This window comes from Mesorhizobium sp. M7D.F.Ca.US.004.03.1.1 (assembly GCF_003998635.1).
Classification (GTDB): Bacteria; Pseudomonadota; Alphaproteobacteria; order Rhizobiales; family Rhizobiaceae; genus Mesorhizobium; species Mesorhizobium loti.
The window spans coordinates 1-23,740 of sequence record NZ_RZQG01000011.1 but is presented as its reverse complement, the minus strand read 5'-3'; the positions used below and the strand labels follow the sequence as shown (position 1 = coordinate 23,740).

Annotated in this window: 19 protein-coding genes and 1 pseudogene; 13 read left to right on the top strand and 7 right to left on the bottom strand. The window is 63.0% G+C overall.

From position 1 onward, the window contains the following. The 6 genes and pseudogenes from EN935_RS01840 to EN935_RS01815 form a co-directional block, all read left to right on the top strand. Nucleotides 1-622: pseudogene (locus EN935_RS01840) on the top strand (pilus assembly protein CpaC); the annotation flags it as partial. 14 nt (nt 623-636) lie between these two features. Beyond that, nucleotides 637-1,374, top strand: a complete 738-nt coding sequence (locus EN935_RS01835; RefSeq protein ID WP_126067609.1) for a CpaD family pilus assembly protein — start codon at nt 637-639, stop codon at nt 1,372-1,374. A gap of 39 nt (nt 1,375-1,413) precedes the next feature. After that, nucleotides 1,414-2,703: a CpaE family protein gene (locus tag EN935_RS01830; RefSeq protein WP_126067610.1), complete on the top strand. Its 1,290-nt coding sequence runs from the start codon at nt 1,414-1,416 to the stop codon at nt 2,701-2,703. Nucleotides 2,704-2,732: 29 nt separating this feature from the next. Then, complete coding sequence (locus tag EN935_RS01825; RefSeq protein WP_126067611.1) at nt 2,733-4,235, top strand: CpaF family protein; 1,503 nt, start codon at nt 2,733-2,735, stop codon at nt 4,233-4,235. 29 nt (nt 4,236-4,264) lie between these two features. Then, on the top strand, nt 4,265-5,278 hold the full coding sequence (locus tag EN935_RS01820) for a type II secretion system F family protein (protein ID WP_109666462.1): 1,014 nt from the start codon (nt 4,265-4,267) through the stop codon (nt 5,276-5,278). Nucleotides 5,279-5,287: 9 nt separating this feature from the next. Then, nucleotides 5,288-6,307 (top strand): type II secretion system F family protein, encoded by a 1,020-nt coding sequence (locus EN935_RS01815; RefSeq protein ID WP_109666464.1) that lies wholly within the window; start codon nt 5,288-5,290, stop codon nt 6,305-6,307. A gap of 90 nt (nt 6,308-6,397) precedes the next feature. On the opposite strand, the gene EN935_RS01810 is transcribed toward EN935_RS01815, so the two are convergent. Beyond that, a complete protein-coding gene (locus EN935_RS01810) occupies nt 6,398-7,219 on the bottom strand; it encodes a tetratricopeptide repeat protein (RefSeq protein WP_126067612.1) in 822 nt (273 codons plus the stop codon). Nucleotides 7,220-7,345: 126 nt separating this feature from the next. Between EN935_RS01810 and EN935_RS01805 the strand changes: the two genes are divergently transcribed. From EN935_RS01805 to EN935_RS01795, 3 genes are all read left to right on the top strand, one after another. Beyond that, nucleotides 7,346-8,710 (top strand): leucyl aminopeptidase family protein, encoded by a 1,365-nt coding sequence (locus EN935_RS01805; RefSeq protein ID WP_127263863.1) that lies wholly within the window; start codon nt 7,346-7,348, stop codon nt 8,708-8,710. A gap of 72 nt (nt 8,711-8,782) precedes the next feature. Next, on the top strand, nt 8,783-9,133 hold the full coding sequence (locus EN935_RS01800) for a MarR family winged helix-turn-helix transcriptional regulator (RefSeq protein ID WP_109666469.1): 351 nt from the start codon (nt 8,783-8,785) through the stop codon (nt 9,131-9,133). Nucleotides 9,134-9,226: 93 nt separating this feature from the next. Further along, nucleotides 9,227-10,087: an NlpC/P60 family protein gene (locus EN935_RS01795; protein ID WP_127263861.1), complete on the top strand. Its 861-nt coding sequence runs from the start codon at nt 9,227-9,229 to the stop codon at nt 10,085-10,087. A gap of 192 nt (nt 10,088-10,279) precedes the next feature. On the opposite strand, the gene EN935_RS01785 is transcribed toward EN935_RS01795, so the two are convergent. After that, entirely contained in the window at nt 10,280-11,191 is a 912-nt protein-coding gene (locus tag EN935_RS01785; protein ID WP_127263859.1) for an agmatinase, read from the bottom strand. Nucleotides 11,192-11,480: 289 nt separating this feature from the next. Here EN935_RS01785 and EN935_RS01780 point away from each other — a divergent pair, with 289 nt between their 5' ends. Further along, nucleotides 11,481-14,000, top strand: coding sequence for a ligase-associated DNA damage response DEXH box helicase (locus EN935_RS01780; protein ID WP_127263857.1), 2,520 nt, complete (start codon nt 11,481-11,483; stop codon nt 13,998-14,000). Nucleotides 14,001-14,013: 13 nt separating this feature from the next. Further along, nucleotides 14,014-14,730 (top strand): ligase-associated DNA damage response endonuclease PdeM, encoded by a 717-nt coding sequence (gene pdeM / locus EN935_RS01775; RefSeq protein ID WP_127263855.1) that lies wholly within the window; start codon nt 14,014-14,016, stop codon nt 14,728-14,730. Nucleotides 14,731-14,736: 6 nt separating this feature from the next. Here pdeM and EN935_RS01770 read toward each other — a convergent pair whose 3' ends face one another. Genes EN935_RS01770 through EN935_RS01760 form a run of 3 tightly spaced genes read right to left on the bottom strand, consistent with a single transcriptional unit; the run spans nt 14,737 to nt 19,334 of the window. Then, nucleotides 14,737-15,672, bottom strand: a complete 936-nt coding sequence (locus EN935_RS01770; RefSeq protein ID WP_127263853.1) for a DmsC/YnfH family molybdoenzyme membrane anchor subunit — start codon at nt 15,670-15,672, stop codon at nt 14,737-14,739. Nucleotides 15,673-15,675: 3 nt separating this feature from the next. After that, nucleotides 15,676-16,410, bottom strand: coding sequence for a 4Fe-4S dicluster domain-containing protein (locus EN935_RS01765; protein WP_056588391.1), 735 nt, complete (start codon nt 16,408-16,410; stop codon nt 15,676-15,678). Continuing rightward, nucleotides 16,407-19,334, bottom strand: coding sequence for a molybdopterin oxidoreductase family protein (locus EN935_RS01760; RefSeq protein WP_127263865.1), 2,928 nt, complete (start codon nt 19,332-19,334; stop codon nt 16,407-16,409). The genes EN935_RS01765 and EN935_RS01760 overlap by 4 nt, the downstream gene beginning before the upstream one ends. Nucleotides 19,335-19,615: 281 nt before the next feature. Between EN935_RS01760 and EN935_RS01755 the strand changes: the two genes are divergently transcribed. Then, nucleotides 19,616-20,500 carry a LysR family transcriptional regulator gene (locus tag EN935_RS01755; RefSeq protein WP_127263851.1) on the top strand — a complete coding sequence of 295 codons (885 nt, stop codon included), beginning with the start codon at nt 19,616-19,618 and terminating at the stop codon, nt 20,498-20,500. A gap of 116 nt (nt 20,501-20,616) precedes the next feature. Here EN935_RS01755 and EN935_RS01750 read toward each other — a convergent pair whose 3' ends face one another. Then, nucleotides 20,617-22,179 carry a winged helix-turn-helix domain-containing protein gene (locus tag EN935_RS01750; protein WP_109666481.1) on the bottom strand — a complete coding sequence of 521 codons (1,563 nt, stop codon included), beginning with the start codon at nt 22,177-22,179 and terminating at the stop codon, nt 20,617-20,619. Nucleotides 22,180-22,288: 109 nt separating this feature from the next. Here EN935_RS01750 and EN935_RS01745 point away from each other — a divergent pair, with 109 nt between their 5' ends. Beyond that, the gene (locus EN935_RS01745) at nt 22,289-22,750 is read left to right on the top strand and encodes a cupin domain-containing protein (RefSeq protein WP_109666784.1); all 462 of its coding nucleotides are present in this window, start codon (nt 22,289-22,291) and stop codon (nt 22,748-22,750) included. 186 nt (nt 22,751-22,936) lie between these two features. Here the strand turns inward: EN935_RS01745 and EN935_RS01740 are convergent. Beyond that, the coding region (locus tag EN935_RS01740) for an Hsp70 family protein (protein ID WP_164770991.1) at nt 22,937-23,740 on the bottom strand (804 nt) is incomplete at its 5' end.

The window sequence follows — 23,740 nt, the reverse complement described above, 5'->3', positions numbered from 1 at the left end:
CTTCAAGGTCGGCGGCGAATACAACATGGTGAGCGGCGTCTCCCAGAACGTATCCACGGACAACCAGACTGGCCTGAAAACCTACACCGTCGACAAGATCGAGTACGGCATCGGCCTGGAATTCCAGCCGGTGGTGTTGTCTCCCGGCCGCATAAGCCTGAAAGTCCGAACCTCGGTTTCCGAGCCAACAACCGAGGGATCCGTGTCGTTGTCCGAAGGCGTGACGAGTGCCGGCATGAATGCCCTTTCGCTGCGCAAGCGTCTTGCCGACACAACGGTGGAACTGCCTTCAGGCGGATCCATGATGATCGCCGGTCTGGTTCGCGACGACGTCAGGCAAGCCGTCAACGGCTTGCCTGGACTGACAAAAATCCCTGTGCTCGGCGCGCTCTTCCGCAGCAGGGACTTCGTGCGCAACGAGACCGAACTCGTCATCATCATCACGCCCTATCTGGTGAAGCCCGTGGCACGCAACGACCTCGCCAAGCCGGACGACAATTTCAACGCCGCCAGCGATGGTGCCGCGATGTTCCTTGGCCGCGTCAATCGCGTCTACGGTACCATGCAGACCGACAAGCCCAACGGCCGTTACCACGGCGTTGTCGGCTTCATCTACAAGTAAGCGGGGAAGTGGATATGTCTCAGTCAGTATTGCAGGCAAGCACCATCGCCACGACGATGCGCCTTGGACGTTCGCAGGTCTGCCGGCGAGCCGTTCCGGCCCTGGTGGTCGTGGTTGCGGCGTTGCTCGCTGGCTGCGCGCAGCGCGACAGTATCACGGTCGGCGCCATTCCGGATGACTATCGCACCAACCATCCGATTGTGATCGCAGAGAAGAATCAGAAGATCGATCTGCCGGTTGGCGCTGGTGACCGCGGCATGACCGGCTCCCAGCGCGATACGCTTCTTGGCTTCCTCGACGGATATGACAAGAGTGCCGCCCCGACGCTGACGATCCAGATCCCGAGCGGATCGGCCAACGAGGTCGCCGCGACGGCGGCCGGCCGTGATTTCGCCAGGCTCGCAGTCGCCAGCGGCATCAAGCGCAACCGCATCGTCGTGGTCTCCTATCAGGCCGGTTCGAGCGAGACATCCGCCCCGGTTCGCGTCTCCTATATCTCGGTGAGAGCTCAGACCGACAAATGCGGACGCTGGCCCGACGACCTCGTCAACACGTCGGAAAACAAGCACTATGCCGACTTCGGCTGCTCCTATCAGAACAATCTTGCTGCCCAGATGGCTAACCCGGCCGATCTGCTCGGCCCCCGCAAGCCCTCTACCATCGATGCTGAAAATCGCGGCGCGGTGATCGACACCTATCGTGCAAGAGGCATTTCGGAAGAGTTCCTCGGCAATTCGGAAGTGACGTACTGAGCCGGCCAGTCTCGGATAGAACAGGCTACGGGAAAGAGTATGACGATGACCAACCTTGCCTACGACGCCCCGGTGGATGGCAGCGATACCTCGCAGCAGGACATCGCCGCGATGCAGGCATTGCGGCCGATTCCGCGCATTTCGATCCAGGCATTCTGCGAGACCGAAGGCGTTGCCAATCCGGTCGAGCGGGCCGGCGAGGACCGCCGCATGGCGAAGGCGCATCTCAAGGTCCATATGGGCGGCGTCCCCACCGCCATCGAATTCTACCAATCGGCGCCAACGCCTAACCTGATCCTGCTGGAATCGCGCAGCGAGCCCAAGCAATTGCTGGAGCAACTCGCCCAGCTCTCGGAATATTGTGATCCGACTTCGAAGGTGGTGGTGATCGGTCATTACAATGATGTCGGCCTCTACCGCGAACTCATCCGCAACGGCATTTCCGAATATGTGATCGCACCGGTATCGATGGCTGACATCGTCAGCGTGGTGTCTTCGATTTTCATCGATCCGGAAGCCGAGCCGCTAGGCCGCTCGATCGCCTTTGTCGGCGCCAAGGGTGGCGTCGGCTCCTCGACGATTGCCCACAATGTGGCTTGGGCGATGTCCTCCCTGTTCAAATCCGAGGTGGTCGTCGCCGATCTCGATCTCGCTTTCGGCACGGCCAACATCAATTTCGACCAGGATCCGGCGCAAGGCATCGCCGAGGCGGTGTTTTCGCCGGAGCGCATCGACGAAGTCTATCTTGACCGGCTGCTGACCCAGTGCGCCGAGCATCTGTCGTTGCTGGCAGCACCTTCGACGCTCGAACGGGTCTATGACTTCGATCCGGAGGCCTTCGCTCAGCTCATCGACACTGCCCAGCGCAGCGTGCCGCTTTTGGTGCTCGATGTTCCTCATGTCTGGACGGGCTGGACCAAGAACACCCTGATCAAGGCTGACGAGATCGTCATCACTGCGACACCGGAACTGGCCAATCTGCGCAACACCAAGAACCTCGTCGACATGTTCAAACGGCTTCGTCCCAACGACCCGCCGCCGAAGCTGATCATCAACCAGGCCGGCATCCCGAAGCGTCCGGAGATTTCGCCGTCCGATTTCGCCGAGCCGCTCGGCCTGTCGCCAATGTCGGTCATTGGTTTCGATCCTTTGCTGTTCGGCAATGCCGCCAACAACGGACGCATGCTTGGCGAGATGGATGCCAAGAACCCGGTTGTCGCAATGATCAACGAAATGGCGCATGTGCTGACCGGGCGCAGTGAAATCAAGGCCAAGAAGAAGGCCGGGCTTGGCAACCTGCTCGGCAAGTTCTCGCGCAACAAGAAGTGACGCTTCAGCAGTGGAATCGGTAGTCGATCATGTTTGGTAAAAGAGGCAGCGACGACGGCAACCGGTTCACGCCGGAATTTCGCCAGCCAGCAGCGGCGCCTGTTGCGCCCCCGGCGGCAAGTTCTGCGGAGACGGCAGTTCTGGCCCGGCCTGCGGCTGCGCCAAGCGCACCTGTCGTGCCGCCGGCGCGTCGTGCGGTCGAGGCACCGCCATTGGCGCCTGAGCCGAAGCGGGCACAGCGCGAAAAGAGCGAAACCTACTACGACACCAAGAGCCAGGTTTTCTCTGCGCTCATCGACACGATCGATCTGTCGCAGCTCGCCAAGCTTGATCCGGAAAGCGCGCGCGAGGAAATCCGCGACATCGTCAACGACATCATCGCGATCAAGAATTTCGCGATGACGATCGCCGAGCAGGAAGAACTGCTCGAGGACATCTGCAACGATGTGCTTGGCTATGGGCCGCTCGAGCCGCTGCTCGCGCGCGACGACATCGCCGACATCATGGTCAACGGCTCCAAGAACGTCTACATCGAAGTCAACGGCAAGGTCGAGCAGACCGGCATCCGCTTCCGTGACAACCAGCAGCTCCTCAACATCTGCCAGCGCATCGTCAGCCAGGTTGGCCGCCGTGTCGACGAATCCAGTCCGATCTGCGACGCGCGTCTTCCCGACGGCTCCCGCGTCAACGTCATCGCGCCGCCGCTCTCCATCGACGGCGCCACGCTCACCATCCGCAAATTCAAGAAGGACAAGCTGACGCTCGATCAGTTGGTCAAGTTCGGCGCCATTTCACCCCAGGGCGCTGAAGTTCTCAAGATCATCAGCCGTGTTCGCTGCAACATCGTCATCTCGGGCGGTACCGGCTCGGGCAAGACGACGCTGCTCAACTGCCTGACCAACTATATCGACCGCGACGAGCGCGTCATCACCTGCGAGGACTCGGCCGAGCTGCAATTGCAGCAACCGCACGTGGTGCGCCTTGAAACCCGCCCGCCCAATCTGGAGGGCGAGGGTGAGGTGACGATGCGTGATCTGGTCAAGAACTGCCTGCGCATGCGCCCTGAGCGCATCATCGTCGGCGAAGTGCGCGGACCCGAAGTGTTCGACCTTCTGCAGGCGATGAACACCGGCCATGACGGTTCGATGGGAACGATCCACTCGAACAGCCCGCGCGAATGCCTGAACCGTATCGAATCCATGATCGCCATGGGCGGTTATTCGCTGCCGCAGAGGACGGTGCGAGAAATCGTCGTCGGCTCCGTCGACGTGATCATCCAGGCGGCACGCTTGCGCGACGGATCGCGTCGCATCACCCACATCACCGAGGTGATCGGGATGGAGGGCGACGTCATCATCACGCAGGATATCGTCCTCTACAACATCAAGGGCGAGGACGCCAATGGCAGGCTGCTGGGAGAGCATGTATCGACCGGCATCGGTCGTCCGCATTTCTGGGAGCGGGCCCGCTATTATGGCGAGGAACAGCGCCTCGCCATTGCGCTCGAGGCGATGGAGAAACGCGCTGACTGACGCATCCTGGGGCGTAAGGGTTCGGGCCAATGTTTGGAATTGACGGCACAGTACTGGCGTTTGTCGTGCTCGCCGGCTTCAGCGCCGGCGCGGTCGCCTATGCATTCCTGTTCACTCGGATCAGCAACGAGAAACAGGTCGGCAAGCGGCTCGAAACGATCAAGACCGCCGAGACAGATCGTTCCGTCGTCAAGGCCTCGCGCGACCGCGCAGCGGAAGCCGTCAAGCGGCGCAAATCGGTTCAGGATTCGCTCAACGATCTCGACGCAAAGCAGAAAACCAAGGACAGCGTTGTCAAGAAACCGCCGCTGAAAGCCCAACTCCGTCAGGCCGGCCTGAAGACCACAGTCGAGCGCTTCTATATATACTCCGCCATATGCGGCCTCGCTTTGACGATGGCTGCCTTCGTGGCCGGAGCGCCGTTGATCGTCTTGCCGGGCGTGCTGCTGGCCGGCGCGCTCGGCCTGCCGCGCTGGTTCGTCTCGTTTCGTCGCGCCCGCCGCGTCAAGGCATTCCTCAACGAATTTCCAAACGCGCTCGACATCATCGTGCGCGCCGTAAAATCCGGCCTGCCGCTGAACGACGCCGTGCGCCTGATCGCCAACGAATCGCCCGAACCGGTGAAGACTGAATTTCGTCGTATCGTCGATTCGCAGCAGATGGGCCTGTCGATCCCCGATGCGACCTTGCGCATGCCCGAAACCATGCCTTGCACGGAGGCAAGTTTCTTCGGTATCGTCATCCAGATCCAGTCGCAGGCCGGCGGTAATCTCTCCGAGGCGCTGGGCAATCTTTCGCGCGTGCTCCGCGATCGCAAGAAGATGAAAGCCAAGGTCGCGGCGCTGTCGATGGAAGCGAAGGCGTCCGCCGCCATCATCGGTGCGCTGCCCTTCATCGTCGCTTTTCTTGTCTACCTGTCGAGCCCGGCCTACCTGATGCCGCTGTTCGTCACCAGCGTTGGACACCTGATCCTTGGGTGCGCGGCAGTCTGGATGTCGATCGGCATCTTTGTGATGCGCAAAATGATGAACTTCGAAGTCTAGGATCGCGGCATGACCGAGCAAGTCATCAAAACCCTGACGGATCCGACCTTCCTGATCGCGCTGCTGGTCGCCATTGCGGTGTTTGCGACCGTCTTCACCTTGCTGCCGGCGTTTGGCGGAGACCAGCTCAAGTCGCGCATGAAAACAGTCGCCCTGGAACGCGACGAACTCCGTGCCAAGCAGCGCGCGCGGCTTGCCGTCGAGGCGGATCGCCGTCGCAAGGGCCTGCGCGAGGAACAGTCGGTTGGCATGCGCAACATCGTCGACCGGCTGGATCTTAGGCGCGCGCTCGCCGATGAGGGCACGCTGCAGAAACTCAAAGTGGCCGGGTTTCGTGGGCAAAATCCGCTGACGCGGTTTCTTTTCTTCCGTCTCGTGCTTCCCTTCGTCGGCTTCGCGCTGGCCACAATCTACATCTTCGTCCTCGGAGGATTGCCCGACAAGCCATTGGTCATCAGGCTGTTCGTCTGCATCCTCGTTGCGTATGGCGGCTTCTACGCACCGGTCGTCTACGTCAACAACCGCGCCACCAAGCGCAAGCAGTCGATCCAGATGGCATGGCCGGATGCGCTCGATCTGCTGCTGATCTGCGTCGAGTCGGGCATGTCGGTGGAAGCAGCACTCCGCAAGGTCGCCGACGAGATCGGCGCGCAATCGGTGGCACTGGCGGAAGAATTCATCCTCACCAACGCCGAGCTTTCCTATCTGCAGGAGCGCAAGCAGGCCTACGAGAACCTGGCAAGCCGCACCGGCCTGGATTCGGTCAAATCGGTGTCGCAGGCACTCGTCCAGGCCGAGCGTTACGGCACGCCGGTGGCGCATGCACTGCGCGTGCTTGCAGCCGAAAGCCGCGACATGCGCATGAATGCGGCCGAAAAGAAGGCTGCCGCCTTGCCGCCAAAGCTCACCGTGCCGATGATCCTGTTTTTCCTGCCGGTGCTTTTCGCCATCATTCTGGGCCCTGCCGGCATTCAGGTCAGCCAGCGCGGTATCTTCGGAGATCATCCGGCACCGGCAGCAGCCCAGTAACGGCAAGGCAAATCCCTGCACGACATGTGAAGAAGCCGCGCTGCATGCAGCGCGGCTTCTTCATTGATGGTCACTACAAGGATCGTCGTCTCAGTTGGTTGCCGGTTTTGACTTGTCTTGGTCCTTGAGCTGGCTCCAGGCATTCTGCTGGGCCAGCATCTGCCTGAGATAGGCGACGTTTGCCTGCGCCTGGTCAGGCGAGAGTTCCTGCGAGGCGATCTTCTCGGCTTCGTCGAAACGGCCTTGCAGGCCGACGACCAGCGCCAGGTTCTGGCGGACCCGGCTGTCCGCATTTGGCTGCTGCGCGGCCGAGCGCATATAGGTTTCGGCGGTGCGCAGGTCACCTTCCAGCACATAGGACATGCCAAGATTGGAGAGCACCGAAGGTTCGTTCGGCTTGAGCTCGAGCGCCTTGCGGTAAAGCTGGCGCGCATCGTCCTTCTGGCCGGTCTGGTCGAGAATGGCCGCTTCGGCCGACACCAGCCTCCAGTCGGGATATTCCGGCGTCTGGGCGCGGCGCACGGCGTCGAGCGCCGCTTCGAACTGGCCATTGGCGGCCAGCGCCTTACCATAGGAGGCAAGCACGTCACGATCCTTCGGCAGAGCGATCGCCAGCTTGCGCATCACGGCGAGCGACTGGTCGGCGTCACCGTCCATCTGCAGTGCCGCGGCATAATTTGTCGCTATCCGCTTGTCGTTGGGGTTCTTGGCGTAGGATTGGCCAAGTGACGTCGTCGCAGTGTGCAGTTCTCCCGCCGACATGGTTTCCAGTGGTTTGCCGCTGGTGCGCCCGATCGAGCCGGTGGAAAGCTTGTCGGTTCCGCAGCCGGCGACGCCCGCTGCGAGCACCAGCGCAAGGGCCGTGGTGATGAGCCGTTTTCCCCTGGCGTTGATCGTGCGGTTGGTCGGCATGGCTACCTAAGCCTCCATTCATGCGCGGCCATTGCGTGGCCGTCTTCCCTCCCGCAGAAATATTCTGTTAACCCTAACGGATGGTTAAGAACGGCGACTCGAAGGTCGCCGCATGGAGAACATCGAATGCCTGTCGAACTCGTCGAGAAGAAACTGCCGGGCTCACTGCCGGTCCATCTGGTCGCCAGGGATCGCCTTGAGGCGACGGGTGTTGCGCCAGCCGCCGTCGCCTGGGCCAGAGCCAACGGCTTTTCCGGCGAGCCAGGCAGGACGCTGGTCGTGCCCGGCGAAAACGGAGCGCTCGGCGGCGCGTTGTTCGGTATCGGCGATGGCGAAGGCGCGCTCGCCCTCGGCGCGCTGTCGAAAGCCTTGCCGGAAGGCGACTGGCATTTCGCCTCGGCGCCGGTCGAGCCCGAGCTCGCGGCCACCGCGCTGGTGCTCGGCGGCTATGTCTTCACCCGTTACGGCAAGAAGTCAGGCAAGGCGCTGCGCTTCGAACTGCCGGCCATCGTCGATACCGGGCGCGTTCGCCGCATCGCCGATGGCGTCTTCCTGACACGCGATCTGGTCAACACACCGACCAGCGATATGGGCCCGGAAGACCTGGAGCAGGCGGTGCGGACCCTGGCCGTCAGGCACAAGGCCGAAGTCTCGGTGGTGACCGGCGACGATCTCCTCGATCAGAACTTCCCGATGATCCATGCGGTCGGCCGCGCGTCGGCCGGCGCGCCGCGCCTGATTGACATGAGATGGGGGCAGCAAGGCGCGCCGAAGGTGACGCTGGTCGGCAAGGGTGTCTGTTTCGATACTGGCGGTCTCGACATCAAGCCATCGTCCGGCATGCAGTTGATGAAGAAGGACATGGGCGGTGCTGCCAATGTGCTTGGCCTCGCCTCGATGATCATGGCTGCCGGTCTGAATTTGCGGCTGCGCGTGCTCATTCCCGCGGTCGAGAATTCGATTGCCGGCAACGCCTTCCGGCCCGGCGACGTGCTGACGAGCCGCAAGGGTATCACTGTCGAAATCGGCAACACGGATGCCGAGGGGCGGCTGGTTCTGGGCGACGCGCTGGCGCTGGCCGACGAGGAGGAACCGCAGCTTCTGGTCGACATGGCGACACTGACCGGGGCTGCGCGTGTCGCGCTCGGCCCCGACCTGCCACCCTTCTACACCGGTGACGAAGCGCTGGCAGCCGAGCTGGCGGCGGCTTCCGTCGTGGCTGAGGATCCGTTGTGGCGCATGCCGTTGTGGCGGCCTTACGATGCAAAACTGTCATCGAAGATCGCCGACATCAACAACGTCACCGCGGACGGTTTTGCCGGCTCGATCACGGCGGCGCTGTTCCTGAAACGCTTTGTCGAAAAGACCGCGGGATGGGCGCATTTCGACATCTTCGCCTGGAACCCGGCCGACCGCCCGCATGGCCCCGCCGGCGGCGAGGCACAAGGCATCCGCGCGCTGGAGCGGATCATCTCGAAACGCTACGGGTGATAGCTGTAAGCAGAGCCGGCAAATTGCGGAAACTGAAACGGAACCGAAACAATTTGCCGTCATGCTGGCGTGATGTCGATTGGGATGCGCCCGAGCCAGGCCTTGCGACTGTGGCAGCAAGTGATGCTGTCGCAGGTGCGCGACGACGAGCCCGATCTGACCATGCGCCAGACGGCGATCCTGTTCACCATCTATCTCGATCCGCCGCCGCACACGGTGCGCGGGCTCGCCGCCCGCCTCAATGTCACCAAGCCGGTGATCACCCGCGCGCTCGACACGATGGGCGCGTTGAAACTGGTGTCGCGCCATCGCGACGAGCTCGACAAGCGCAATGTGCTGATCAGGCGCACGGTCGAGGGCGCGCTCTTTGTCGAGCGCTTCGGCGATGGTATCATTGCCAAGGCCCACGAACTGCCGATTTGAGCGACTTGCCCATCTAGAGAGCATGATCCTGAAACGTGGAAACCGGTTTTCGGATAAAGATCACGCTCAAACAGAATAGAAGAGATACCCGATTTGACTGCCAGGGATGCCCGTCTTCACGCTTTCCGTTCCGACCTTGCCGATGCGCGGCTGAAGGGCGAGGTTGCCGCCGAGCGCTTCGTCGCCGGCCGACCGGCGCGGATCACCGCATCCGTGGCCGATATGCGCAGGGCGCCGCGGCCGGATGCCGGGGTCAACACGCAACTTCTGTTCGGCGATGATGTCCTCGTCTTCGAGGTCGCTGAAGGCTGGGCGTGGGTCCAGGCCGAACGCGACGGCTATGTCGGCTATGTCGCCGACACGATGCTGGGCGCGCGGGGCCTTGCGCCCACCCACATCGTCTGCGTGCCGCGCACCTTCCTCTACCCCGGGCCGGATCTGCGCTTTCCGATCGCCGGACAGTTGTCGATGGGATCGACGGTGACGGTGACGGATGCCGCCGAGACGCGTGGCACGCACTATGCCGTCCTGCCATCCGGCGAGGCGATCATCGCGGGTCATCTGTGGCCGCTCAGTGAAGCAGCCTCCGACTATGTCGCGGTTGCCGAGACGTTTCTTGGAACCCCTTATCTCTGGGGCGGTACTTCCGGCTTCGGCATCGACTGTTCGGGCCTGGTGCAACTGGCGATGCGCATGGCCGGCAGCAACGTGCTGCGCGATTCCGACATGCAGGCGGCGACGCTCGGCGAGTCGCTGGATCCGGGTCCGGACTACGCCGGCTTGCGGCGCGGCGATCTGGTGTTCTGGAAGGGCCATGTCGCCGTCATGACCGACGCCGACACAATGATCCACGCCAACGGCCACACCATGCTGGTGTCGCGCGAAGGGTTGAAGGATGCGGTTGCCCGCATCGGTTATCTCTATGGCGGCCCGACCGGGTTTCGGCGGCCCTAATGCATGTCGCCCAAAAGTGACCTCGGTTTTGGGAAAACGACATGCATGAAAACAAAGACCTAAAGCGCGTCGCCTGAATCCGTTCAAACACGACGCGCTTTAGATCAGGACCGAGCCAAACGCCTACCTTTGAAGGCCGTACCGTCCAATGTCCGGTCGACGGGTTTGGCGACTACGGGAGGAAGCCGGGTTTCAAACCTGCCGGACGATGGTGCCCACCACATTGACGAGAATGCGCGCGGCGGTCAGGGCCGACAGGCCGTCAATGTCGGCGGGGGGATAGAACTCGACCAGGTCGAACCCCGCAATCCTGGCCCGCCTGCCGAGACCCGCCACCAGGTCGATCACCTGCGTGTAGATGAGGCCGCCGGGTGTACGCGCCGCTACGCCCGGCATGATGCTTGGATCGAGGCTGTCGCAGTCAAGGGTGACTACGACCCGCGCGCCTTCCGGAATATGCCGGAGTGCGGCTTCGACGCCCTGGGCGTGGACCTCGCGGGCGGTCACGAAGCGGCTGCCATAGCGCCGTGCCGCTTCGATGTCGGTGATGCCTGCGCTGCCGACGCTGCGCAGGCCGACCTGCACCATGCCGGCGACATGCGGCATCTCGCTCGCCCGGCGCATCGGGCTCGAATAGCCGTGGCGTTCGCCATACACCTCGTCGCGCCAGTCGATATGGGCGTCGATCTGCAGGACCCAGACCGGCCCGTGATCCGTAAAACCGGTGAGGAAGGGAATGGTCATGGAACAGTCGCCGCCGATCAGGATCGGCACAGACGGCAGCGCCAGGATTTCGCGCATCTTCGCCTCGATCCGAGCCCGGTTGCCGGCATTATCATGCATCGTGGTTGGGACATCGCCGGCGTCGATGCAAGAGACCGGCTTGCCGTCGAACAACGGGCCGCCGAGATCGAAATCCCAGTGCTCGATGAGCGCGGCATCATCCTGGCTCGCAGCGCGGATGGCGTCGGCGGCCAAGGCATGGCCGCTGCTGTCCTTGCCGGGATAGGTGCTGCCGTGACCGGCTCCGAAGATCACCGCACGAGGCACGTGCCCATCGGCGAGGCGGTCCGGAAAGCCGAGAAAGCGAGGCGAGGCGGTCATTTCTAAAGTTTCGGTTGTTGAGGGCGCAAGACGGGGGTCGTTTGCGGCAGGCAGCAAAATCCTATGCTAGGCCGGTAAGGTCGCAAGACCAATACGAAGTGCGCCCATTGACGTAAGAAAATCAGAATCTTTCGTCGATTCCGGATGTGTTAGCTTGGCGAAGCCGGTGGAGCGAACACGCGAATGCCTGTCGCCCCAAGTAGGTACCGGTACGACGGAACAAAGGCCTCGATCACCTTTTGTTCCGATTCTTCTTGGCGATTGCCCGCCGTCGCGCTACCTCTGGCGGGTGACAGAACAGCTGCGCCTTGCCGAACAGAATGCCACCGTGGCCCTGCCCGAACCATTCATCAGATGGTTTGGCGAAAAGGGCTGGTCGCCGCGCGCCCATCAGATTGAACTTCTGGCGAAAGCCCAGGCCGGACTGTCGGTCCTGCTGATTGCCCCGACCGGCGCTGGCAAGACGCTGGCCGGATTTATGCCGTCGCTGACCGAACTGGCCAACCGGCCAAGGCGAAAGCCAGGCCAGGCGCATCGCGGCATCCACACGCTCTACATCTCGCCGCTGAAGGCGCTTGCTGTCGATATCGAGCGCAATCTCGGCAAGCCGGTGGAGGAGATCGGCCTGCCGGTCACCATCGAGACGCGCACCGGCGACACCCCCGCCCACAAGCGCCAGCGCCAGAAGCTGGTGCCGCCCGACATCCTGTTGACCACGCCCGAGCAGCTGGCGCTGCTGATCGCGGCGCCCGATGCCAGGCGTTTCTTCGAGGATCTGCGCTATGTCGTGCTCGACGAGTTGCACTCGCTGGTGACGTCGAAGCGCGGGCATTTGCTGGCGCTCGGTCTGGCGCGGTTGCGCAGCTATGTGCCTAGCCTGCAGACGATAGGCTTGTCGGCCACCGTTGCCGAGCCCGACGATTTGCGGCGCTGGCTGGTCGGGCAGAATCCGCCGGGTGCCATGGCCGGCCTGATCACTGTTGCGGGCGGGGCCAAGCCCAACATCTCCATCCTCGACTCGGAACAGCATGTGCCGTGGTCCGGCCATTCGGCCCGCTACGCCATCCCCGAAATCTATGAGGCGATCAAGCGGCACCGCACGACGATCCTGTTCGTCAATACACGCAGCCAAGCGGAGCTCCTGTTCCAGGAATTGTGGCGGGCAAATGAGGACTCGCTACCGATTGCCTTGCATCACGGCTCGCTCGATGTCGGTCAGCGTCGACGCGTGGAGAAGGCGATGGGCGAGAATGCGCTGCGCGCCATCGTCGCCACCTCGACGCTCGACCTCGGCATCGACTGGGGCGATGTCGACCTGGTCGTGCATGTTGGTGCGCCGAAGGGCGCGAGCCGGCTGGCGCAGCGCATCGGCCGCGCCAACCACCGCATGGACGAGCCGTCCAAGGCGATCCTCATTCCGGCCAATCGCTTCGAGGTGCTGGAATGCCGGGCCGCCCTCGACGCCAATTATCTCGGCGCACAGGACACGCCGCCGCTGATCACCGGCGCGCTCGACGTGCTGTCGCAGCATGTGCTGGGCGTCGCCTGCGGTGCGCCCTTCGATGCAGATCTGCTGTTCGAAGAGGTGCGCGGTGCCGCGCCCTACGCCGGGCTGGCGCGTGAGACCTTCGACCGCGTCGTCGATTTCGTTGCCACCGGCGGCTACGCGCTGAAGAATTACGAGCGCTACGCCCGCATTCGAAAGACGGTCGACGGGCTGTGGCGGGTCTCGCATCCGCGCATCGCGCAGCAATACCGGCTGAATGTCGGCACCATCGTCGAAATGCCGGAGCTCAATGTCCGATATGTCAGGCAGGGCCGTGGCATGGCTGGTCGCGGCGGGCCGGTGCTGGGCAAGATCGAGGAGTATTTCGCCGAGACGCTGCGGCCCGGCGACAACTTCCTGTTCGCCGGCAAGGTGCTGCGCTTCGAGGGCATCCGTGAGAACGAGTGCGTCGTCTCCAACGGCGCCGGCGCCAACATCATCGTGCCGTCCTATGCCGGCGGCAAGTTTCCGCTGTCGACCTATCTGGCCGATCAGGTGCGCGGCATGCTGGCCGACAGCGACCGCTGGCAGGCTCTGCCCGAACAGGTTGCCGACTGGCTGCGGCTGCAGAAGGAAAAGTCGGTGCTGCCGAAGCGCGGCGACCTTCTGGTGGAAACCTTTCCGCGCGGCAACCGCCACTACATGGTCGCCTATCCCTTCGAGGGCAGGCTGGCGCACCAGACGCTCGGCATGCTTTTGACACGGCGGCTGGAGCGGGCCAATGCCCGCCCGCTCGGCTTCGTCGCCACCGACTATTCGCTGGCCGTGTGGGCGCTGGATGACATGGCGGCACTGTTCAAGGCGAAGAAGCCGTCATTGGCTGCCTTGTTCGACGAAGACATGCTGGGCGACGATCTCGAGGCCTGGCTGAACGACAGCTGGATGCTGAAACGGACGTTTCGCACCTGTGCGGTCATTGCCGGGCTGATCGAGAAACGTTTTCCTGGCCAGGAGAAGAGCGGGCGCCAGGTCACGGTGTCGGCCGATCTCATCTATGACGTGCTGCGCAGCCACGAACCGGATCATATCCTGCTGCAGGCAACGCGCACCGATGCGGCGGCCGGACTGCTCGATGTCAGCAGACTTGCCGAGATGCTCTCGCGCGTGCGTGGTGGAATCATGCATAAGCATCTTGAGCAGATATCGCCGCTGGCGGTGCCGATCATGCTGGAGATCGGCAAGGAATCGGTGAATGGCGGCGCCAACGAGTCCTTGCTCATGGAAGCCGCCGATCTGGTCGAGGAGGCGATGGGCCAAAGATGAGACCGATTTCCAGATGAATTTTTCGCTGGCGCGCGCATCGCTGATCGCCGAGGCCGACCTTGTCGGCATCGCCGGCGAGCGCGCCGTCTGCGACCCGCGCGGCGTGCTCTATTTTCCGGATCTGCGGCTTCTGGCCGTTTCCGACCTGCATCTGGAAAAGGGTTCGTCGCTGGCACGGCGCGGCACGCTGATCCCACCTTACGACACTGGCGCGACCTTGCTGAGACTGCAGGCGGTGATATCAGACTACCACCCATCCATCGTCATCAGCCTGGGCGACAGTTTTCATGATGGCGGCGGCGCCGAGCGTATGCACGCAAGCTTCCGCGAGCGTCTGGAAGCGCTGATATCAGGACGCGACTGGTTCTGGGTCGCCGGCAATCACGATCCGGATGCGCCCGCCGACCTGCCCGGCGAAACAGTGCGCGAACTGGCCATCGGCTCGCTGCTGTTCCGGCATGAGCCGTCGAAGCAGCGTGTCGAAGGCGAAATAGCGGGCCATCTGCATCCTTGCGCCCGCATCGTCCAGCGCGGCCGCTCGGTGCGGCGGCGCTGCTTTGCCGGCGACGGCGGCCGCATGATCATGCCGGCCTTCGGCGCCTATACCGGTTCGCTCAACGTGCTCGACCGCGCCTATGCAGGGCTGTTCCGGCTGGACACTTTGATGGCTTACATGCTCGGCACGGACCGTATCTTCGCCATCTCGCGCTCGATGCTCAGGCCCGGCTGAAACGCCCTATCTGCCGTAGTAGAGCGTGACAGTGTGCTTGGCTTCGGCGAAGAACAGCCAGCGTTCGACCAGCATACCGGCGAACTGCACGATCGCGGCAAGCAGTGACAGTGCTGCTGCGAAGGGCCGGGGCAGGGCAACTGTTACGGCGAGCAGCAGGCCGGGCAGGGCGAAGGCCAGGAGCTGCGTGATCTGGCGTAGCCGCGCGCTGTGCTTGCGCGCGATGCGAAAGCCCATTTCCTTGAGCAGATAGTTTTCCTCGGTATGCGGCCATTCCAGCGACTGCACCGTGCCGCCGGCCAAACCCGTCGCAGTGTTGGCGGTGGTCGGGATTTCCAGCCGGTCGTTGTAGCGCCAGGTTGCCAGTTTCCAGCCCCAGCCGAGCAAGGTCAGCAGCACACAAGCCGCCAGAATGATTTTCGAACCAAGCGCAAACCCCTGCAGCAGCGCGTTCAGCAACACGCTGCCGGTCATCGCCGAAAAGATGAGATAGCCCGGCAAGGTGAAACGGCTGTGCCACTGGGCGATCGGCTTCAGCGACGCGTAGATCATGCCGGTCGTGCAGACGGTTACGGCCGCACCACAGGCCGCGAGCAATCCTGCGATGCCGACCCAGCCATCGGTCTTGCCGAAGAATATCCAACCGATGCCGAACAGTCCCGCCGGAATGAAGGTGAGGACCGAGGCAACGCCTTCGCGCGACAGCCAGGAACTGCGCCACTGCGAGAACGCCCGCCAGGCGCGTTCGGGGCGGCCGAGATGACCCGTTGAGGACAACAACCCGGCCGCGATCAGGCCGAGCGCCAGGCCCATGCCGATGAGGCCCAGCCAGAAGTCAGGCTGGATGATCTGGAAGCCTCCGAACACACCCAGCAGTGCCAGCAGCCCATAGCCGGCGCCGGTAGCGGTGGTGAAGAAGACGACGGAGAAGGCTGGGTGCATGGGCTAGTTCGAAAGCATGCGGTCGACCCAGCCGAGAAAGCCACCTTCGGCCCGCACCGGTTCGAGTGCGGGTGCTGCCACCGATGCCGCGCGCGTGGTGTGGGCGCGTGGCGGCAGGTATTTGTTGGTCGGGCGATAGCCGAGCTCCGGCATCAGGTCGACGCCGCCACGCTCCGCCACCAGTTGCGAGACAGCCGACTGAGGATCGCCGAGATCGCCGAAATGACGGGCACTGGTCGGGCAAGCGGCGACGCAGGCCGGCACGCGGTCTTCTTCGGCCAGATTGTCATTGTAGATGCGGTCGACGCACAGCGTGCACTTCTTCATCACCCCGACATCGGTATCGAATTCGCGTGCGCCATAGGGGCAGGCCCAGCTGCACAATTTGCAGCCGATGCACTTGTCCTCGTCGATCAGCACGATGCCGTCCGAGGCCCGCTTGTAGGAGGCGCCGGTCGGGCAGACGGTAACGCAAGCCGGCGTCTCGCAATGCAGGCAGGAGCGCGGGAAGTTCACCGTGCGCCCACCCATCTCGGTGGTGTGCTCGTAGCTGTGCACGCGGTTGAACCAGACGCCGTCGACATGGCCGCCATAGGGGTCGATGTCGGTCAGCGGCGCCATGTGGCCGCCCGTGTTCCATTCCTTGCATGCGGTGACACAGGCCTGGCAGCCGACGCATGTGTCGAGATCGATGACGAGGCCGAGCTTCTTGCCGCTTTGACTTGGCAGACAGGTCATTCGGCCGCCTCTCTTGCCCGGCGGAACTCGGCGCCGAAAGTCAGCTTGTCGGGCGAGGGTTCGAAATGCGGCGGCTGCTGGAAACGTTCGAACTGCGGCTCGGTGAAGCCGGCTTCCTCAGCCGCGCATTTGACGATCCGCACGCGCAGGTCGAACCATGCCGCCTGGCCGGTCACCGGATCGGAATTCGAATAGCGTTTGCCTTGAGCATCGGCCGAGGTCTGGTCGCCGATGATATGGTTGAGCAGGAAGCCACGGTTGGATTCGGCCGCGTCGTCCTTCAGCCCCCAGCTGCCGCGCCGCTTGCCGATGGCGTTCCAGGTCCAGACCGTGCTTTCGTTCACCCCGTCGATCAGCTTGACCTGCCCCTTCACTCTGCCGTTGATGCTTTCGATCCACACCCAGTCGTCATCGACAAGGCCGAGACCGGCGGCGGTTCGATGATGCACGAACAGCCGGTTCTGGCTGGTGATTTGCCTGAGCCACGCATTCTGCGAGCCCCAGGAATGGTACATATGCATGGGCCGCTGCGTCAGCGCATGCAGCGGATATTTTTCGAGGTCGACGACCGCCTCCTCGAAGGGCATGTACCAGAACGGCAGCGGGTCCATGTAGGTCTCGATGCGTTGACGATCGCCCTCCGGCGGCAAGACAGGGCCGTGCCCACGCGCGGCCAGACGGAAACGCTGCAGCGGCTCGGAATAGAGCTGGAAGACGATCGGCCCCGCCTTGGGGATGAAGCCCATCTGCTCTGCGAAATCGAGATAGGAGCGGTTGGCCATCTTGTAGTAGCGCTGGTCGTTAGCGAAATCGTGGTGCCAGAAGCCGCCATTGTCGATGTAGCGCTGCAACTGGTCCGGATTGACCTCGCCCTTGCCGATCGTGGTGCCGTCCTTGCCGCGCCAGCCGGCGAGCGGGCCGATACCGAGCGTGCGCTCATGGTTGACGATGTAGTCAGCGTAGTCGCGATACTTGGCGGCGCCGTCGTCATCGACGAAACCGGGCAGGCCAAGCCGGGCGCCGAGTTCGATCAGCACCGACTGGAATGGGCGGACATCGCGGTCGGGCTCGACGACGGGATGGCGGATGGCGTCGCCGGGTCCGTCGGCATGGCTGATCGGCCGGTCGAGCAGGCTGATGCAGTCGTGGCGCTCGAGATAGGTCGTGTCCGGCAGCACGAGGTCGGCGAACGGCACGGTCTCGGAATAATAGGCATCGGAATAGATGATGAAGGGGATCTTGTAGTTGCCGGCCTCGTCGTGGTCGGTCAGCATCGCCATGGTCTCGACGGTGTTCATCGAGGAATTCCACGCCATGTTGGACATGTACATCATGAGCGTGTCGATCTTGTAAGGATCGCCAGCCCAGGCGTTGCGGATGACGGTGTGCATCAGGCCATGCGCGGCCAGCGGTGCGTCCCAGGAATAGGCCTTGTCGATACGGGTCGGCGTGCCGGCCTCGTCGACCAGCAAATCGTCCGGCCCGCAGACGAAGCCGAGCGGCATGCCGTCGAGCGGCGTCATCGGCTTGACGGTCTTGCCCGCCGGTTTCGGCCCTGGCGGCGCGGACCGGGGATAGGGCGGCTTGAAACGGAAACCGCCGGGGACATCCACGGTGCCTAAGAGCACTTGAAGCAAATGGATGGCGCGGCAGGTGTGAAAACCGTTCGAGTGGGCCGAGATGCCGCGCATGGCGTGCATCGAGACAGGCCGCCCCTTGATCGTCTCGTGGCGGCGCCCGGCCCAGTCGGTCCAGGCGATCGGCAATTCGATCGTCTGTTCGAAGGCGACATGGGCGAGTTCGGCGGCGATCCTGCGGATCGTGTCGGCGGCAATGCCGCAGCGCTCGGCGACCGCGTCCGGCGCATAGCTCTCATCGAGGTAGCGGTCGGCGATCAGCTGGAACACCGGAACGCAGTGGCGGCCATCGATCGTGAAGCTGCCGGTCAGTGCCGGTTTTGCACTGGCCTCGGCGGCGCAGACCGGTGTCTTCGCTACCCTGTCCCAGGCCAGCGCATTGCCGTCGGCATCGCGCATGAACAACCCGTCATCGGCGGCACCCGGCTCCTGCACGACGAGGACATGGGCATTGGTGTAGCGCAGCAAATACTCGAGATCGACGCGCCCGGCCTTCAGCAATTCATGGATGAGCGCGAACACGAGCAGGCCATCGGTGCCGGGCCGGATGCCGATCCAGTCGTCGGCAATGGCGTTGTAGCCGGTGCGGCACGGGTTGATCGAGACGACCTTGGCGCCGCGCGCCTTGAGCTTGCCGAGGCCAATTTTGATCGGGTTGGAATCGTGATCCTCGGCGACGCCGAACAGCATGAAATATCGGGTGTTGTCCCAGTCGGGTTCACCGAACTCCCAGAACGAACCGCCGATCGTATAGAGTCCACCCGCCGCCATGTTGACCGAACAGAAGCCGCCATGGGCGGCGAAGTTCGGCGTGCCGAACTGGCTTGCCCACCAGCCGGTGAGCGACTGCGACTGGTCGCGGCCGGTGAAGAAAGCGAGTTTTTTGGGGTCGGTCCGGCGGATGTTCGACAGCCGTTCGGTGGCGATCAAAAACGCCTCTTCCCACTCGATCTCGCGGAACGCGCCAGAGCCGCGTGGACCGGTCCGTAGCAATGGTTTCTTCAGCCTTGCCGGACTGTAATGCTGCATGATGCCGGAGCTGCCCTTGCCGCAGATCACGCCGCGATTGACCGGATGGTCCTTGTTGCCGTTGATGTAGCGGACCTTGCCATCCTTGATGTGCACGTCGATGCCGCAGCGGCAGGCGCACATGTAGCAGGTCGTCTTGGCGATGCTGTCGGAAACGTCAGGCGAGGTGTCGACGCCGTCGCCTTCATCCGGTGCGCGCGTGTCGGCAAGCGGGCGTTGCGATGGTGCCGAATTCGCGCCGCGCGGCGATCCCTGCATCATGATCCGGTGGTGCCCGCGCGGCCGGCGGATTTGGCTCGCGTCTTCGGTCCGGGGCCGCGCATGTAATGCTCTTCCGGATGATATCGATCGCCGGCCAGCCGCCGCCTTATGCCGCGGCTCCAATGCGCAAGCAGGGATCTGAACCGCCCGATCATTCTGCTCTCTGCGATCTCTTGGCGAATTTTTTCTAACTTCGCTCGAAAACTTAGAATGAAGCTATCGATCCGTCTAATCAGTTGTTCTTGTAAATTCGATCGATATTGGTTCTTAATACAGACATGACACTGGATCAGTTGCGGATTTTCGTCGCCGTCGCCGAGCGCGGCCACATGACCAAGGCGGCGGAACTGCTGGGCATTTCCCAGTCGGCCGCATCGGCCGCCATCCGAGCGCTTGAAGAACAGCACGGCGTGCATTTGTTCAACCGGGTCGGCCGCAACATCGAGCTTGCCCAGACCGGTCATCGGTTCCTTCCCGAGGCCAAGGCCGTGCTCGAACGGGCCGCCGCCGCCCGCAATGTTCTGGAGCATGTCTCGCAGACCGTCACCGGCAGCCTCTCGATTGCCGCCAGCCAAACCATCGCCAGCTACTGGCTGCCGCGCCGGCTGGCTTCCTTCCACGAGGCCTATCCGGCGGTCAGGCTGAGCGTCTCCATCGGCAACACCAGGCAGGTGGAGGCCAATGTCCTCGATGGCGCGGCCGATCTCGGGCTGGTCGAGGGACGTACCGAGTCCGACATATTGCGCCGCACCAAGGTTGACGTCGACAGGCTGATGCTGGTGGTTGCCAGCACGCATCCGGAGATCGCGGAAGTCGCGCCCGGCCACTCCGACATCAAGGACCTGCGCTGGATCATCCGCGAGGGCGGTTCGGGCACCCGCGAAGTGCTGGAGGACCTGGCCCGCCGCGAAGGAATTTCACTCGCCGACTTGCAGATATTCCTGGTGCTGCCGAGCAACGAGGCCATCCGCCAGGCGGTCGAGGCGGGAGCCGGCGCTACCATCATTTCGGAGCTTGTCGTGGCCCGCGCCGTGGCCGAAGGCAGTCTCAGGTCCGTGCCGCTCGAATTGCCGAAACGCGACTTCGCCATGATCACCCATCGCGATCGCCAGGCAAGCCTGGCCCAGATGGCGCTAAAGGCGCATCTCACCGGCAAAACGTAGCGCGCCGGACCCGGTTCGGCGCTTATGGGCAGAAGCGGGCATGAGACTGCCGACAACCCCGTCGAAATGACCCAAATTGGATCACCGCGAGCGCTGTCCGCCTCAACGCTCGACCGTCACTCCGGCAATCCGGCGTCCCGCAGCGCGCTTCCAAGAGTCTCCGCGAGTGCCGGCGCACAGCTCACGCCAGCAAACTGGCGGCTGTAGCGAAAACCCGGCTGAAGCTCGCGCACGCGCGCAGCGGCCGCCCTCGCTTCGTCCAGCCGGCCGAGTTTGGCGAGCGCTGCGGTCAGTTGCACGTAGGTGATGCTGTGTGCTGGATTGGCTTGAACGGACTTATAGGCCGCACGACAAGCTTCTTCGTAACGTCCGCGCAGCAAATGGCTCATTGCTTGCGCGTCAAACGCGGCCCACGCCCACGAATCGAACGGGCTTAGCCGCATACCCTTCTCGCTCCATTCTATCGCGCGCTCTGCTTCGCCGCCCCATCCGAGAATGACGCTGCCAAGAATGTAGGTCAGCGCCGATGACGGGCTAATGGCGAGGGCAGCTTCCAGCGCAGTGAACGCAGCCGCGCGATCATGCGCATCCATGCCGATCGAAAACCCTGCCCATGTCAGAGCGAGCGCATCGTCTTGTCCATGGACAATGGCCGATCGGGCGTGCCGGATCGAAGCCGCACGGTTGATTTCTTGCAGCCCGGAGCGAAGGAACAAACAATGATGACACATCGCGGCATTGCCATGCGCAAGGGCATAGGCAGGCTCGAGTGCGATCGCACGCTCAAGAAGCCCCAGCGCTCTCGTAACTTGTACTGGCATACCTGTATCAACATCAGGCTGGGCTTGAAGCACGAGATCGTAAGCATCGAGACTCTCTGGGCGCTTCCGCCTGACGCGTTCAATTTCCGCTTTTCGCACGCTCGGAGCAATCGCGCCCACCGCTGATAGCGCGATCTCGTCCTGAAGCGCGAAAATATCCTCGGAGCTGCGGTCGTAGCGCTCGGCCCACACATGCGCGCCGGTTGATGCGTCGATCATCTGACCGGTCACGCGCACACTACCGCCGGCCTTGCGCACGCTACCTTCGAGGACATAGCGCACGCCAAGCTCGCTGCCGACCTGCTTCACGTCCACGGCGCGGCCTTTGTAGGTGAAGGTCGAGTTTCGTGCGATAACGAAAAGCCACTTGATGCGTGCCAGACCGGTGATGATGTCATCGACCATCCCATCGGCGAAGTACTCCTGCTGCGGATCCCCGCTCAAGTTCGAGAACGGCAGGACCGCGACGGACGGTTTCTCAGGCAGGGTCAGCGCCGACGCGGTGCGGGCGGCAGCCGAACGATCAGGGACATTCGTCGCAACAGCCGGTCCTACATAGCGATAGCCGCGGCGCGGCAGTGTTTCGATCCAGCTCCTAGCATCCGCCGCGTTGGCCAATACTCGGCGCAAGGCCGCGATCTGGACCGTGAGGTTGTTATCGGCAACCGCCAATTTGCCCCAGCCGGCCTCGACCAGCGCGTCCTTGGACACCGGTACGCCCGCGTTTTGGAGCAGCAAACGCAGCAGCGCGACGGCGCGTTGCCCAAGCATGGTCGGCTCGGCACCGTGGTACAAAATGCCCGCTACCTGATCGAGGCGGAACGGGCCAAACTGATAAAGGTCGCCTCCGATTGTCATCAAACGCTTTTAGCAAATTTTTGGGAACGAATTCACGACTTCCCAGCATCGATGGCCAATGTTGCACAAGTGCTTGCCAGAAGTAAGCGCCCAGTCAAAGGAGGATCCCATGAGCGCCAATGCCGTTATTCGCATGCCCGATGAGAAGAAGGGTGTCATGCTACGTGGTCAACCTATGGTCTTCCTCGTCACCGGCGAAAATACCAAGCACACGAGCATGTTTGACTGGACGATCCCGGCGGGGTTCGCCACCGGACGGCATGTTCACCGCGTGCAGGAAGAGACATTCTACCTGCTTGAGGGCGAGTGTGCGTGGCATGTCGGCGACAAGACGATCCGCGCAACGCCCGGAACCTATCTGTTCATTCCACCGGGAGTGCCGCACGACATCACGAATGTCAGTGAGAGACCCGCCCGCGTGCTGCTGACCGTCTCTCCGCCTGGCCACGAGCACTATTTCGAAGAACTCGCCAAACTCGCGGCGCGGGGCGCGCCGGACCCAAAAGCGCTCGCCGATTTGCGAAACCGCTACGACACTGACCAGCTCTCGACTTTGACAACACGCGGGTAAGTCTCTGTCCGGCGGTTCACGGCAGCTTCTGGCCAATCGCGACATATCGCGCTGTGGCACGAGCTTGGTCGGTGCTGGGGCGAGGCGGACGTGACCTTCGTCGCATCACGCCGACGGGATTTATGGGCACAAGGCGTAGCCTAAAGCGGATCAGTCTCTGAAAAGCTGGACCGCTCTGAGAAGACCTCAGCCGAACTTCCGCTGCGCATCCAGCGCCAGGCCAAGTCCGACCGAGCCGAACATGTCGCCTTCGATGACGGATGCCTGCGGCACCAGCGACAGGATCTCTCGCCTTGCCAGCGGGATCGCGGTCGATCCGCCGGTCAGGAACACCGCGGTGATGTCGGATGGCCTGACCTCGGCGTCCCGGATGGTCTGCGCCACCGTTGCCGTGACCCGCTCGATGTCCCTGGCAATCGTGGCATCCAGCCCGCTGCGTGTGATTTCGGCGGCGAATTCAGCACCCGGCAGCTTCACCGCCACATCGGCGGACGAGCTGTCGGTCAGCTCGATCTTGGCCTTTTCGACGAGTGCCGCCAGCGCGTGTCCGTAGCGGTGTTCGACGATGTGGATGAAACGGTCGACCAGGTCGGCGCGCTCGGCCTCGTAGCGGATCTGGCGCAGATGCGTCATGGCCTTGGCGGTGTAGACCAGGTTGATGCGCTGCCATGTCGCCAGATCGATGAAATAGCTCGCCGGCAGATTGCGCTTGCCGTCCTTGGTTGGCGTCAGATAGCCGAGCTGCGGCATCACATGGGCGATGCTCAGCAGCCGGTCGAAATCCGTACCGCCGATATGGACGCCTCGGCTGGCCAGGATGTCGTCCTTGCGGTCGAGCGAACGGGAGCGCTGCGGTGAAACGCGCACGATCGAGAAGTCCGACGTGCCGCCGCCCATGTCGATGATCAGCGCCAGTTCCTCGCGCGTCACCTTCTGCTCGTAGTCGAGCGCCGCCGCGATAGGCTCGAACTGGAAGGCGATATGCTTGAA

Excerpts from the sequence above, each read along its gene's own strand:
- EN935_RS01835 (WP_126067609.1), top strand. The coding sequence starts at position 637 with ATGTCTCAGTCAGTATTGCAGGCAAGCACCATCGCCACGACGATGCGC.
- EN935_RS01830 (WP_126067610.1), top strand. The coding sequence starts at position 1,414 with ATGACGATGACCAACCTTGCCTACGACGCCCCGGTGGATGGCAGCGAT.
- EN935_RS01825 (WP_126067611.1), top strand. The coding sequence starts at position 2,733 with ATGTTTGGTAAAAGAGGCAGCGACGACGGCAACCGGTTCACGCCGGAA.
- EN935_RS01820 (WP_109666462.1), top strand. The coding sequence starts at position 4,265 with ATGTTTGGAATTGACGGCACAGTACTGGCGTTTGTCGTGCTCGCCGGC.
- EN935_RS01815 (WP_109666464.1), top strand. The coding sequence starts at position 5,288 with ATGACCGAGCAAGTCATCAAAACCCTGACGGATCCGACCTTCCTGATC.
- EN935_RS01810 (WP_126067612.1), bottom strand. The coding sequence starts at position 7,219 with ATGCCGACCAACCGCACGATCAACGCCAGGGGAAAACGGCTCATCACC.
- EN935_RS01805 (WP_127263863.1), top strand. The coding sequence starts at position 7,346 with ATGCCTGTCGAACTCGTCGAGAAGAAACTGCCGGGCTCACTGCCGGTC.
- EN935_RS01800 (WP_109666469.1), top strand. The coding sequence starts at position 8,783 with ATGTCGATTGGGATGCGCCCGAGCCAGGCCTTGCGACTGTGGCAGCAA.
- EN935_RS01785 (WP_127263859.1), bottom strand. The coding sequence starts at position 11,191 with ATGACCGCCTCGCCTCGCTTTCTCGGCTTTCCGGACCGCCTCGCCGAT.
- pdeM (WP_127263855.1), top strand. The coding sequence starts at position 14,014 with ATGAATTTTTCGCTGGCGCGCGCATCGCTGATCGCCGAGGCCGACCTT.
- EN935_RS01770 (WP_127263853.1), bottom strand. The coding sequence starts at position 15,672 with ATGCACCCAGCCTTCTCCGTCGTCTTCTTCACCACCGCTACCGGCGCC.
- EN935_RS01765 (WP_056588391.1), bottom strand. The coding sequence starts at position 16,410 with ATGACCTGTCTGCCAAGTCAAAGCGGCAAGAAGCTCGGCCTCGTCATC.
- EN935_RS01760 (WP_127263865.1), bottom strand. The coding sequence starts at position 19,334 with ATGCAGGGATCGCCGCGCGGCGCGAATTCGGCACCATCGCAACGCCCG.
- EN935_RS01755 (WP_127263851.1), top strand. The coding sequence starts at position 19,616 with ATGACACTGGATCAGTTGCGGATTTTCGTCGCCGTCGCCGAGCGCGGC.
- EN935_RS01750 (WP_109666481.1), bottom strand. The coding sequence starts at position 22,179 with ATGACAATCGGAGGCGACCTTTATCAGTTTGGCCCGTTCCGCCTCGAT.
- EN935_RS01745 (WP_109666784.1), top strand. The coding sequence starts at position 22,289 with ATGAGCGCCAATGCCGTTATTCGCATGCCCGATGAGAAGAAGGGTGTC.